This is a genomic window from Comamonas sp. CMM02 (genome assembly GCF_014851485.1).
In the GTDB taxonomy this organism is placed as follows: Bacteria; Pseudomonadota; Gammaproteobacteria; order Burkholderiales; family Burkholderiaceae_C; genus Comamonas; species Comamonas avium.
Genome location: NZ_JACUZW010000004.1, coordinates 126999 through 139277 on the forward strand (window position 1 = coordinate 126999; position 12279 = coordinate 139277).

Here is a 12279-nt window from a genome sequence, read left to right on the forward strand (position 1 = left end):
GTCTAAGTGCAGCGTTCGCGGGTTTCTTCTAGGCAATCTTCAATAAATGTCATCACCCACCCAGGCGCGACACGTGGCTGGCCTGCGCAGCCGGGTCGGGCTCTACATGGTGGACAGCACCAGTGCCGCCAGCGGCGCTGTTTCTGCACGCAAAGTGCGCAGCCCCAAGGTCACGGGCACAAAGCCGCTGGAGCGCGCCAGCGCCTCTTCTGCGCCAGTCAGTCCGCCTTCGGGGCCAGACAGAAAGACCACTGCGCGGTCTGAAGCGCTGCCCAGCACTTGCTGCAGTGGCCGTGTGCCCTCGGCCAGCGACAGTACTGCGCGCAGACTGTCATCGGGCTGTGCATGCTTTTGCTGCCACTGGGCCAAAGAGACGGCCTCGTGAATCACTGGCACACGGTTGCGCCCGCACTGCTCACAGGCAGCCACGGCCACAGCCTGCCAGTGGGCACGTTTTTTGTCACCCCGCTCACCTTTGAGCTTGAGCACACTGCGCTCAGCCAGCATGGGGGTGATGCTGGTCACACCCAGTTCGGTCGCTTTTTCGACCAGCCAGTCCATGCGCTCATTGGCCGTAATGCCTGCCAGCAAGTGCACGGGGCGCTGGTTTTCGCGGTCTGCGGGCACATGGTGGTCAATGCGCACCTGCACATCGCTGCGTCCCATGCGCAAGATGGTGGCCTGCCATTCACCACCCACGCCGTCTATGCGGCCTTCAAACAAGGTGATGGTGTCACCCGGCTGCATGCGCAGCACCTGCACATGGCGTGCCGCACCTGCGGGTAAGTCAATCTCTGCGCCAGCAGCCAGCGGCATTGGGCAATGGAAACGGGGCATAAAAGCCTAAAAAAGAAGCTACTAACGCTTACTGTGCATAGTTTTCAGATACTTATATATTTGAAAACCATATACAGCAATCGATAGTAGCTATTGTTTTACATTCGCCCGTAGGCGTAGCCAACTTGCGGCTGGATGTTCTCGATCTCGTCGATCACCTTGAGCATGGGGCCCAGCTGGCGATAGCGGTCACAGGTGGTACGGATGTAGTGGATAAAGCGCGGCGCATCGGCCAGGTATTTGGGCTTGCCGTCGCGCAGCGTAAGGCGCGCGAAAATACCGGCTACTTTCAGGTGGCGCTGCAAGCCCATCCACTCCACACCGCGGTAAAACTCGCCAAAGTCATCGCCCCAGCCACTGGCACTGGTGGCCCCCACCAGTCCGGCCTTGCGGGCCTTTTCCCAGTAACGCACGGTAATGTCGATGACAAAATCTTCTTCCCACGTGATGAAGGCATCCCGCAGCAAACTGGCAATGTCATACGTCACGGGACCATAGACGGCGTCCTGGAAGTCCAGAATCGACAACCCGCCGCCTTCTTGCGCGGGCAGCATCAGGTTGCGCGTCATGAAGTCGCGGTGCACATAGACGCTGGGCGCAGCCAGGTTGTGCGCCACGATGGCATCAAACGCCTTGGCTAAAGTGGATTGCTGGGCGTCGTTCAGGCTGAACTGGCGGTGCTTGTCGATGTACCAGTCCGGAAACAGCTGTATCTCGCGGCGCAGCAGGGCCTCGTCATAGGCGGGCAGCACCCCGGGCTTGGAAGCCAGCTGCCAGCGCAGCAGCAAATCCGTAGCCTCGAGGTACCAAGCGTGGGCATCGCGGGGGGTTTCGGGGTTCAGCACCTCAATCAGCGTGCGGCTGCCCATGTCGGTCAGCAGCATGAAACCGTTGGCCTCATCCCATGCCAGCACCTGCGGTACGGGCAATCCCGCCTGAGCCATCAGGCTTTGCACGTGCACAAAAGGCTGACAATTTTCCTTGTCCGGCGGTGCATCCATGACAATCAGACTTTGACCGCCTTGCGTATCGACACGCAAGTAACGCCGAAAGCTTGCGTCTGCCGAAGCTGCGCGTAGACTGTCAGGCCGCAGCGCATGGGGCTGCGTCAAGCCGGCCAGCCATTGTTCAAACAATGTTTGGCGAGCGGCGTCGGCCCAAACAACGGGAGATGTGGGGAAAATAGGATCGCTCATGGATAATCCGATTCTACAAACGGCATGGATTCCCTCCGCGCTTGTCCTTTATCTCCGCCTTGACTGAATGCGCCTGTGAGCCCACACGCTTTTTCTTTGACCTCGCCACTCTCCTCGTACCGCCTACGCCCGCTGGCAGCGTCATTGGCCATGGCATGGGCTGCCACCACTGCGTACAACGCACAGGCACAGAGCAAAGAAAGCAGCCTGTGGGATGCGTCAATGCCCGCACTGCAGCTGAAATCAAGCACGCGGCTGGAAGAAGTGATTGCGCCCGCCTTGCGCGATCAACTGCCCTCCTACATCAAGGCCGAACAAATCACAGGGCAGGCCGACATCAACTCGGTCCTGGAAGGTGGCGCTGAGCTGCGCCGCGCAGACACCGTGATCCGCGCAGACCGCGTGGAATACACCGTCGCCGACGACACCGTGAATGCCCAGGGCAATGTGCACATCAACCGCGGCGGCAATGTCTACCAAGGCACCGCCCTGAAACTGCAGGTAGATGCTTTTCAAGGTGATTTCACCGACGCCACTTACCAGTTTCTGGAAACACAGGGCCACGGCAATGCTGATCGCATCGAGTTTATCGACCGCGATAACACGATCGTCTACCAAGCCACCTACACCACGTGCCTGCGCGATGATGCTGCCAGCTGGACGCCCGACTGGGTGATCCGCGCCAAGCGCATTGAGCTGGACCGCGTAGAAGATGTGGGAGTGGCCTATGGCGGCACCTTGGAGTTCAAGGGCGTGCCCATCATTCCAGTTCCAGCAATGAGCTTTCCGCTGTCAGACAAACGCAAGTCGGGTCTGCTGCCACCAACGATTGGCATCGACAGCGTCAGCGGCGTGGAATATAGCCAGCCTTATTACTGGAACATTGCACCCAACCGGGATGCCACCATCACGCCCACACTCATGTCCAAACGGGGCGTCAGTCTGGGCACAGAGTTTCGATATCTGGAGCCCACCTACAGTGGGGCGTTGGATACAGAATTCACGCCCAATGACAAACTGCGGGACCGGGACCGCTGGGCCTATAACTGGAAGCACGCAACTTCTTTGGCTACCCCTATCGGGGGGATCGGTCTGAACTGGAACCTGTCCCGCGTCAGCGATGACAACTATTGGCGTGACTTCAGCCGCATGCCCGGCAACAGTGACTCTTTCGGCCAATCGAACCAGCGCCTATTAAACAGTAACGGCCGCCTGTCCTGGTCATCGGGCAAGCACAGCGTGTCACTGTACGCACAAAAGTGGCAAGTACTGCAAGACATTGATGCACCAATTACCCCCCCGTTCAACCGCATGCCTCAACTGCAGTGGCGTTACAACACAGACGCTTGGGCAACGAAAGGCTGGGATGTGAACATGATGGCGGAAACGACCCGCTTTGAAGCAGACACCAGGGATGGACGCAAGCACCAGGACAATGGACAGCGCAGCTACGGGTTGCTGCAGGTGAGCCGTCCTGTGCTGCTCTCCGGCGGTTTTGTCACTCCCAAAGTGCAGTTGCATACCAGCAATTATCAATTTGAAGATTTTTCTGCCACACGCCCTCGCAGCAAGTCGTTTTCCATCCCCACACTGAGCTTGGACAGCGGTCTGATTTACGAGCGCGACACCACGCTGCGGGGTCGCGGTTACACGCAGACTCTGGAGCCCCGTGCTTTCTATACCTACACGCCCTATCGGGACCAAAGCATGGTTCCGCTGTACGACACGGCACTGACCGACTTCAACTTTGGCTCCATTTACAGCGAAAACAGTTACACAGGTCGAGACCGCATTGCAGACAACCACTTGCTCACAATCGGCGTAACTACCCGCTACTTGAAACCTGAAGACGGCTCGGAAGTTGCTCGCCTGGGCATTGCCCAGCGTCTGCGCTTTGAGGACCAGCGCGTTGGACTGGGCTATGACGCTTTGGGAAAAAAGGGCTGGTCAGACATTCTGGTCGGTGGCGGCATCACCTGGAACTCCCGCTGGAGTACCGATGGCCTCGTACAGTACAACCGCGACACCCAGCGTACCGCGCGCTCGTCCATCAGCGCGCGTTACACACCGGGGCCCTACAAAACACTGAGCGCCGCTTACCGCTTCCAGCGTGAAGACAGCCTGCAAATCGCCAACCAAGGCAGCGAACAAGTTGATTTTGGCTGGCAATGGCCGCTCAATGCCGGGCGGACCAATGCCTTTGGAGAAGCCACGGGTGGCGGTCGCTGGTACAGCGTGGGGCGCCTGAACTACAGCATGTACGACAAAAAGCTGGTCGATGCCATCGTTGGCTTTGAATACGACAGCTGCTGCTGGATTGGCCGTGTGGTTGTGGAACGCATGCAAAATAGCCGCAACGACTCCAATACCCGGCTACTGTTTCAAATCGAGTTTGTGGGTCTGTCTCGCCTGAGCTTGGGCGCAGATCCGCTGCGTAGCCTGCAGGAATTTGTTCCTGGCTACCGCCCACTGCGTGACCATGCTGGCACTACGCCCAGCCGTTTCAGTAATTACGACTAATGCCTTCTATGCGCCACCTGCTTCCTACGCCACGTCACATTGCTCTTGGGCTCTTTTGCGCTGCCGTTTTTTCGACATGGTCCGTCCAGGCGCAGGGCTTGCGCCAGACCAGTGGCGACAAGACGCTGTCTCGCGCTTTGTCGGACTCTGCACAGCCAGCAGCCGTTTCAGCCCCCACACAAGGTCTGCGCTCTGCCGACTACATTGTGGCGGTCGTCAATGCCGAACCCGTCACCAACAATGAGGTGCGGGCGCGCGTCCAGCGCGTTTTGCAAACCATGCAAGCCCAGGGTGTGCAGCAAATCCCCTCCAAAGACCAGCTGACACGTGAAGTTCTCGAGCGTTTGATTGTTGAAAAAGCCCAGATTCAAACGGCCAAGGAAACCGGCATCAAAGTCGACGACTTTGCAGTCGATCAGGCTATCCAGAACCTGGCACAACAAAATGGCCTCAGCCCCGAGGCCATGCGCAGGGAAATGCAGCAGCAAGGCCTGACGGAAAGCATGTTTCGCGAAGAAATTCGCAACCAGTTACTCATGCAGCGCCTGCAAAGTCGTGAAGTTGACGCTCGTGTGCGTGTGACCGAACATGACATCGATCAGCATCTGGCTGAGCAGCGCCGTCAAAGTGGCCAGACAGACATGGCAACGGCAGCCATCAATTTAGGCCACATCTTGATTGCGGTCCCAGAGCGCGCCAGCCAGGCAGAGGTTGCCCAACGTCAAGCACGTGCGCAACAAGCCCTTGAGGCTGCGCGCACTGAAGCAGATTTTTCAGCTGTAGCCCAGCGTTTTTCTGAAGGCGGCCAGGCCATTTTGGGCATGCGCCCTGCCAACCGCTACCCGAGCTTGTTTATCGAATCCGTAGCGTCCACCCCCGTTGGTGGCATCGTAGGGCCGATTCGCTCTGCCGCTGGATTTCACATTCTGAAAGTGATCGATAAAAGTGCCAGTGGCGTGGCTGCTGTGGTGACACAAAACCATGCCCGCCACATCTTGTTGCGGACTTCGCCACAATTGAGCGAGCGCGAAGCCGCGCAACGCCTGTCCGAATTGCGCCAGCGCATTGAAGGTGGCGCCAAATTTGAAGAGCTGGCCCGCCAGTATTCGGAAGATGGCAGCGCCTCCATGGGCGGTGACTTGGGCTGGGCAGGCCCTGGTCGCTATGTGCCTGAATTTGAGCAAGCGCTCAACGCTTTGCAGCCAGGGGAAGTGAGCCAGCCTGTGGCTTCACGCTTTGGTGTGCACCTGATCCAACTGGTGGACCGCCGCCAAGCCACATTGACACCCCGTGAGCAGCGCGAAATGCTGCGAGACGTGGTCCGTGAAGAGAAGCTCGAGAAAGCCCACGCTAACTGGCTGCAAGAACTTCGCGGTCAAGCCTATGTGGAATACCGCGAGCCACCGCAATAATTTTTCCTCGCGTGAAACATATCCCTCGCAAACGTTTCGGCCAGAATTTTCTGACCGACCAAGGCATCATCGAATCCATCGTAGATGCCATCGATCCCAAGCCGGGCCAGCCTCTGGTCGAGATTGGCCCCGGCCTGATGGCGCTGACACAGCCGCTGGTAGAGCGCGCTGGCCAGATTACGGTCATTGAGCTGGACCGCGATTTGGCAGCCCGCCTGCGTACCAAGCCGCAGTTGAACGTCATTGAGTCCGACGTCCTCAAAGTGAACTTCACTGCGCTGGCCCAGGACCTGGGGGTGCCCAAGCTGCGCGTTGCAGGCAATTTGCCCTACAACATCTCGTCGCCCATTTTGTTTCACCTGCTGGAGCACGTGAACGTGGTGCAAGACCAGCACTTCATGCTGCAAAAGGAAGTCATTGACCGCATGGTGGCTGATGCGGGCAACTCGGACTACGGCCGTCTTTCTGTCATGCTCCAGTGGCGCTATGCCATGGAAAACGTGCTGTTTGTGCCGCCCGAGAGTTTTGATCCTCCTCCCAAGGTCAATAGCGCGGTGGTGCGCATGGTCCCCCGCGCCCAGCCTGCAGACCTGAACCCGCAGCTGCTGGAAGAGCTGGTGCGGGTAGCGTTCAGCCAGCGCCGCAAGATTTTGCGCAACACGCTGGGCAAATGGCTGGAAGAAAAAGGGTTCTCTGGCGAATTCGATCTGCAGCGCCGCGCCGAAGAAGTGTCGGTGGCCGAGTACGAAGCACTGGCTGCGCAGCTGTCTGCCATGAAGAGCTAACCACGCTTAACGCATCTGCGTTAGAGTCAGTCATTGCCATAAAAAAAGCGCCTCAGTTGGCGCTTTTTTATGGTCCGTTTTCAGCTCACAAAAAAGAATAAAAGCAGCGGAATGCGATTTTGCGTTCACCCCAGTAATCGGCTGCATCGCGGAAACAATCCAGAAACTGCTCACGCATTTCTTTATCAAATTTATGGGCCAGGGGCAATTGGTCCAGCACCACGACGAAGCCCGGCTGCGGGCCCGCCTTGTGCAGCGGATCGGTCAAGCAGTCATACAGCGCATCGAAGTTTTTACCGAAATGTGCCGGAAAGTGAAACTGCACAGCAATCAGATCCAGCGCGTCTTGCTTGGTTTGCGCATGCGCCAGGTTGGCATACAGAAAGTGCTGCCCCGTCGTTTCGGCCGCTTGCTGCAGATCCGCAATACGGAACGCACGAATGGATTGCACGATGTTGCTGCGCACACCACGCAAAAGGTTCTGGGGTTCGGGACAAGACGTAATGTCCATCTCCGTAATTCTTTCTATAGCTCGTAGCTGCCCACTCAAAATGGGGGCAGAGGGAGTAATGGAGAGCGCGCCGGCCCACAAGTTCCCTAACGCGGTATGGGTGCGATTCCAATCCAGGTCAAGTGCGCTCATGGCGTGATCTTCCGAAAACTGTTGTAGTGGTCGCTGGTGTAGTAACAAGCCTCGGGCTGCGTTGGTGGCTGGCCACCGCACACAATGCGCCTCGCCCCTCGATCTCTGGACCACGGTGTTCTGACAGTGTATTCACGGTAGTAGCCCCGTTTTTGAACGGGCAACAGTCGCTCACGATTGCCAAACACAGTGCCATCTTTGTCGTAGGGGAATGGGCCTCCCTTGAATATCAGCTGATAGGTAGTGCGTGCTTGGGACGGCAACTCCGCCAGAGATACCACGCTGTACTGCTCTGCATGCAGTGAGCTTCGGGCCTGCAATGCCGGCGCACAAAGCGACAGCGTTGCACCAATTGCCATAGCACCAACAGCTCGCAGCACTTGGCGGACGACCGCATCCAGCATCACGCAACACCTTTCAGGAATTCTGGTTCACCCCAGAAATTCGATCCGCAAGTGTGACGCAGCCCCCTGTAAATTGCAAGAAAAAAGGGCTGATTGCGATCAGCAATCAGCCCTTTGATGGGTTTACCGATTAACGGGCAACGTTTGCATCCGCCACGGTCAGCGCCGTCATGTTCACGATACGGCGCACCGTGGTGCTGGGTGTCAGCACATGCACCGGCTGGCTTGCCCCCAGCAAGACTGGACCAATGGCGATACCACCACCAGCGGCCTGCTTGAGCAGGTTGTAGGAGATATTGGCCGCATCAATGTTGGGCAGCACCAACAGATTGGCTGCACCGATCAGGGTGCTGTTGGGCATGAGCTTCAGGCGTGATGGGCCGTCCAGCGCGACGTCGCCGTGCATTTCGCCGTCCACTTCCAGCCAGGGTGCCTGAATGCGAAGCAGCTCCAGGGTCTGACGCATTTTGACGGCGCTGGGCTGGTTGCTGGAGCCGAAGTTGGAGTGGCTCAGCAGGGCAACCTTGGGCTTGATGCCAAAACGCATCATTTCTTCAGCCGCCATCACGGTAATCTCGGCCAATTGATCGGCCGTGGGGTCGTAGTTCACATGGGTGTCCACCAGGAACACCTGGCGCTCGGGCAGCATCAGCCCGTTCATGCAGGCGTAAGTGGTTGCTCCAGCACGTTTGCCAATCACCTGATCAATGTAGTTCAGGTGCAGCTGGGTGTTGTGCCACGTTCCGCAGATCAGGCCATCAACCTCACCCTTGTGCAGCAGCATGGAGCCGATCAAGGTCAGGCGGCGACGCATTTCGATCTTGGCGATCGGGGCGGTAATGCCCTTGCGCTCAGTCATGCGGTGGTAGGTCTGCCAGAAGTCGCGATAGCGTGGATCGTCTTCCACGTTCACCACGTCATAGTCTTTGCCCTGCTCCAGGCGCAGGCCAAATTTTTCAATGCGCTGGGCAATGATGGCGGGGCGGCCAATCAAAGTGGGGCGGGCAATTCGCTCGTCCACCACGATTTGCGCCGCGCGCAGCACGCGCTCTTCTTCGCCTTCCGAGTAAGCCACACGCTTCTTGGCGGCCTTCTTGGCCGCCATGAAGATGGGCTTCATGACCGTGCCCGAAGCGTAAACAAACGTCTTGAGATGCTCGCGGTAAGCGTCCATGTCTTGGATGGGGCGCTGGGCCACACCGCACTCGGCAGCTGCCTTGGCCACCGCCACCGCCACAACCAGCATCAGGCGGGGGTCGAACGGCTTGGGGATCAGGTATTCAGGGCCAAAGCTCAGGTCGTGGCCCACATAGGCTGCGGCAACTTCTTCAGATTGCTCGGCCTGTGCCAGCGCAGCAATGGCGTGCACGGCTGCAATTTCCATCTCTGTGGTGATGGTGGTGGCCCCGCAATCGAGCGCACCACGGAAGATGTAGGGGAAACACAGGACGTTGTTGACCTGGTTGGGGTAGTCGGTACGACCCGTGGCGATGATGGCATCGTCGCGCACAGCCTTCACGTCTTCCGGCAGGATTTCCGGGTTGGGGTTGGCCAGCGCGAAGATGACGGGCTTGGCCGCCATCTTTGCAACCATGTCCTTTTTCAGCACATTGCCAGCCGAAAGCCCCAGAAAGACGTCTGCGCCTTCAATCACTTCGCTCAGCGTGCGATGGTCGGTCTTTTGCGCAAACAGTGCTTTGTCTTCGTCCATCAGCTCGGTACGGCCTTCATGGACCACACCTGCGATGTCGGTGACAAATACGTTTTCGCGCTTCAGGCCCACTTCCAGCAGCAGGTTCAGGCAGGCCAGCGCCGCAGCACCCGCACCCGACGTCACCAGCTTGACCTGCGCAATGTCCTTGCCCGCTACCTTCAGGGCATTGACCATGGCTGCAGCCACGGTGATGGCCGTGCCGTGCTGGTCATCGTGAAAGACCGGAATGTTCATGCGCTTGCGCAGTTCGCGCTCGACGTAGAAACACTCGGGAGCCTTGATGTCTTCCAGGTTGATAGCACCAAAGGTTGGCTCCAGCGCGGCGATCACTTCCACCAGCTTTTGCGGGTCTTTTTCGTCGATTTCGATGTCAAAGACATCCACGCCGGCGAACTTCTTGAACAGTACGCCCTTGCCTTCCATCACCGGCTTGGAAGCCAGTGCACCAATGTCCCCCAGGCCCAGCACCGCCGTGCCGTTGGAGATCACGCCTACCAAGTTGCCACGGCTGGTGTACTTGAAAGCAGCTGCGGGGTCTTTGACAATCTCTTCGCAAGGAGCCGCCACGCCGGGCGAGTAAGCCAGCGCCAAGTCGTGCTGATTGGCCATGGGCTTGGTGGCTGCAATGGTGATCTTGCCGGGCTTGGGAAACTCGTGGTACTCCAGTGCAGACTGACGCAGCAGCGCACGTTTATCAGGCAAAGCAGGGGTGTTGTTCTCGGACATGTCGTCTCGTCTCCCAGGACGCAAAAGGTTGCGATTGCACCCTGCTATTGTTTTAGGACGGTGCAATCTCAGAAAGTCAGAAATCCATTGTAGGGGCTGACTCTCCAATACGGGCGGGTGCTCTGGTGCTGGCTAGGGTCAAACACTTGCAACCGCATAGTGCCCAATCCTGGCCCCAGCCATTCAGAAAAAAGACGGCGCGTTGCCATGTCCGCCAAGTTTTAGCCGCTATGCTCTGCGCCATTAACCCTACTAAACACTGATTAGGATTTCTAATGAAGCAGCTGGCGAATTCTTCTGTCTCCATCTGGCGTGCCGCTCTGGGCACAATGGCCCTGGCCGCAGCCACCATGGCGGGCACAGCACACGCAGCGGACAACTACCCCAGCAAACCCATCACGCTGGTGATTCCGTATTCGGCAGGTGGATCGACCGACATTCTGGGTCGCTTGCTGGCGCAAAAGCTGGGCGAGAGCATGAATGCCAGCGTGATTGTGGAGAACAAGCCTGGCGCCAATGGCACCATTGGCGTGGATCGCGTGGCCAAGGCTGCACCCGACGGGTACACCATTGTGCTGGGTGACGTCGGCGGCCTGGCGATCTCGCCCAGCCTCTACCCCAAGCTGCCCTACCAGCCCATGAAGGATCTGGTCCCGGTGAGCCTGGTGGGCCGCAGCCCGCTGGTGCTGACAGTGGGTAACAACAGCCCGCTGAAATCGCTGAACGAGCTGACCGCAGCGGCCAAGGCCGAGCCCTCCAAGCTCAACTACCCCTCATCTGGCACCGGCGGCCCCAACCACATGGGCGGCGAGCTGTATGCCATGCAGGCCAATGTGAAGGTCACGCACGTGCCTTACAAAGGCAGCGCACCCTCGGTGGTGTCGCTGGTGGCGGGTGAAACCGACTTTGGTTTCCTGACCGCAGTCACGATCAACGCCCAGCTCAAAGCCGGCAATCTGCGCGCACTGGCGGTGGCCCACGACAGCCGCCTGCCCGCCATGCCCGATGTACCCACCATGAATGAAGCAGGCCTGAAAGGCTTCATGGCCGACGCCTGGTTCATGGCCGCAGTGCCCGCTGGCACACCGCAGCCCATCGTGGATCGCCTGTACAGAGAAATCGCCAAAATCTTGCCGCAGGAAGACGTCAAGGCCAAGCTCGATTCCGTAGGCGTGCTGCCTGCGGGCCTGAGCCCTAAGGCATCCACCACGTTTTTGCGCAATGAAATCGCCAAGTGGAACGAAGTGGTGAAGACCGCGAAAATTACGCTGGACTGAGCACTGCTCGCTGCATAAAAAATCCCCTGCAATTCAGATTGCAGGGGATTTTTTTATGAGCGCTTATCGCTTATCACATGGTACTTTCAAATACATTTGATTTTAAAAACACCTGTACATAAGCGCTACCAGCTCTTTTTTTAGACGTGGCACTGACCCATGCTGGCCAGCCGCTGCAACAGCCATTGCTCAAATATCTTCCATCCAGAAGTGGACATATACCGCTCCTTAGTGTGTTGGCAGGCTCAGGCCGTGTGCTGCATGCACTAGGCCTTGTGTCTTTTTTTCCCAGATTTTCTCGTGCAGAAAAAAGAACAGCATCTGCACCGTGGGCTCCAGCAAGCTGAGCGTCAGCGCCGCCACCGCATCTGCGGTCACGGCATAGGCCACTCCAGCGGCAACCACCAGGTGCACTGCGTAATAGCTGGACGTTTTCACCAGCGTGCGAAAGCGCTGCAAAGGCGCATGCGCCCAGGCTTTATCGTGCAAAAAATACACCACTGCCTGCACGCTGGGCTCCAGCAGACTGAGTGTGAGTGCCACCCACCAGTTGCCGGTCACCGCATAGGCCACCGCAGCAGCGACCCCAATGTGGACCACGTAATAACTGGCCGTTTTGAGCAAGGCGGTTTCGTTTTTTTGCAGCAGGTGCAAGAGGTGGGTCATGACATTGTTTTTCGACAGCATTCACAAATGATAATTATTCGTGATTGGGATGTGAATTTGAGAGTTTCAATCTCCATCATCTGCTTTGCCTATGCCGCA

Annotated in this window: 10 protein-coding genes and 1 pseudogene; 4 read left to right on the forward strand and 7 right to left on the reverse strand. The window is 58.0% G+C overall.

What is annotated here, in order from left to right:
* Positions 1-102: 102 nt before the first annotated feature.
* Both IB213_RS14165 and IB213_RS14170 read right to left on the reverse strand, forming a co-directional pair.
* Positions 103-837, reverse strand: coding sequence for a 16S rRNA (uracil(1498)-N(3))-methyltransferase (locus IB213_RS14165; RefSeq protein WP_191721900.1), 735 nt, complete (start codon positions 835-837; stop codon positions 103-105).
* A 98-nt stretch (positions 838-935) separates the two neighbouring features.
* Positions 936-2033, reverse strand: a complete 1098-nt coding sequence (locus IB213_RS14170) for an aminoglycoside phosphotransferase family protein (protein ID WP_192407325.1) — start codon at positions 2031-2033, stop codon at positions 936-938.
* A gap of 150 nt (positions 2034-2183) precedes the next feature.
* Between IB213_RS14170 and IB213_RS14175 the strand changes: the two genes are divergently transcribed.
* The 3 genes from IB213_RS14175 to rsmA are packed head-to-tail and all read left to right on the forward strand — an operon-like array spanning position 2184 to position 6750.
* Positions 2184-4553 (forward strand): LPS-assembly protein LptD, encoded by a 2370-nt coding sequence (locus IB213_RS14175; protein ID WP_192407622.1) that lies wholly within the window; start codon positions 2184-2186, stop codon positions 4551-4553.
* Between the two features lie 8 nt (positions 4554-4561).
* Positions 4562-5965, forward strand: a complete 1404-nt coding sequence (locus IB213_RS14180; protein WP_370551219.1) for a peptidylprolyl isomerase — start codon at positions 4562-4564, stop codon at positions 5963-5965.
* 11 nt (positions 5966-5976) lie between these two features.
* Entirely contained in the window at positions 5977-6750 is a 774-nt protein-coding gene (gene rsmA, locus IB213_RS14185; protein ID WP_191721903.1) for a 16S rRNA (adenine(1518)-N(6)/adenine(1519)-N(6))-dimethyltransferase RsmA, read from the forward strand.
* Positions 6751-6835: 85 nt separating this feature from the next.
* Here rsmA and IB213_RS14190 read toward each other — a convergent pair whose 3' ends face one another.
* From IB213_RS14190 to IB213_RS14200, 3 genes are all read right to left on the reverse strand, one after another.
* Positions 6836-7261 carry a barstar family protein gene (locus IB213_RS14190; protein ID WP_191722285.1) on the reverse strand — a complete coding sequence of 142 codons (426 nt, stop codon included), beginning with the start codon at positions 7259-7261 and terminating at the stop codon, positions 6836-6838.
* Between the two features lie 128 nt (positions 7262-7389).
* A complete protein-coding gene (locus tag IB213_RS14195; protein ID WP_191721904.1) occupies positions 7390-7797 on the reverse strand; it encodes a ribonuclease domain-containing protein in 408 nt (135 codons plus the stop codon).
* Positions 7798-7927: 130 nt separating this feature from the next.
* Entirely contained in the window at positions 7928-10237 is a 2310-nt protein-coding gene (locus tag IB213_RS14200) for an NADP-dependent malic enzyme (RefSeq protein WP_192407327.1), read from the reverse strand.
* A 275-nt stretch (positions 10238-10512) separates the two neighbouring features.
* On the opposite strand from IB213_RS14200, the gene IB213_RS14205 reads away from it, so the two are divergent.
* Positions 10513-11514, forward strand: a complete 1002-nt coding sequence (locus tag IB213_RS14205; protein WP_191721906.1) for a tripartite tricarboxylate transporter substrate binding protein — start codon at positions 10513-10515, stop codon at positions 11512-11514.
* 228 nt (positions 11515-11742) lie between these two features.
* Here the strand turns inward: IB213_RS14205 and IB213_RS14210 are convergent, their stop codons facing one another.
* Together IB213_RS14210 and IB213_RS14215 are read right to left on the reverse strand one after the other, a co-directional pair.
* Entirely contained in the window at positions 11743-11973 is a 231-nt protein-coding gene (locus IB213_RS14210) for a DUF2061 domain-containing protein (RefSeq protein ID WP_192407624.1), read from the reverse strand.
* Between the two features lie 12 nt (positions 11974-11985).
* Positions 11986-12180 (reverse strand): annotated as a pseudogene (locus IB213_RS14215) (DUF2061 domain-containing protein); the annotation flags it as partial.
* Positions 12181-12279 lie beyond the last annotated feature (99 nt).

Bases quoted from the DNA above. Each gene is read 5' to 3' on its own strand.
- IB213_RS14175 (WP_192407622.1), top strand. From the start codon at position 2,184: ATGGCATGGGCTGCCACCACTGCGTACAACGCACAGGCACAGAGCAAA.
- IB213_RS14165 (WP_191721900.1), bottom strand. From the start codon at position 837: ATGCCCCGTTTCCATTGCCCAATGCCGCTGGCTGCTGGCGCAGAGATT.
- IB213_RS14190 (WP_191722285.1), bottom strand. From the start codon at position 7,261: ATGGACATTACGTCTTGTCCCGAACCCCAGAACCTTTTGCGTGGTGTG.
- IB213_RS14200 (WP_192407327.1), bottom strand. From the start codon at position 10,237: ATGTCCGAGAACAACACCCCTGCTTTGCCTGATAAACGTGCGCTGCTG.
- IB213_RS14195 (WP_191721904.1), bottom strand. From the start codon at position 7,797: ATGCTGGATGCGGTCGTCCGCCAAGTGCTGCGAGCTGTTGGTGCTATG.
- IB213_RS14170 (WP_192407325.1), bottom strand. From the start codon at position 2,033: ATGAGCGATCCTATTTTCCCCACATCTCCCGTTGTTTGGGCCGACGCC.
- IB213_RS14205 (WP_191721906.1), top strand. From the start codon at position 10,513: ATGAAGCAGCTGGCGAATTCTTCTGTCTCCATCTGGCGTGCCGCTCTG.
- IB213_RS14180 (WP_370551219.1), top strand. From the start codon at position 4,562: ATGCGCCACCTGCTTCCTACGCCACGTCACATTGCTCTTGGGCTCTTT.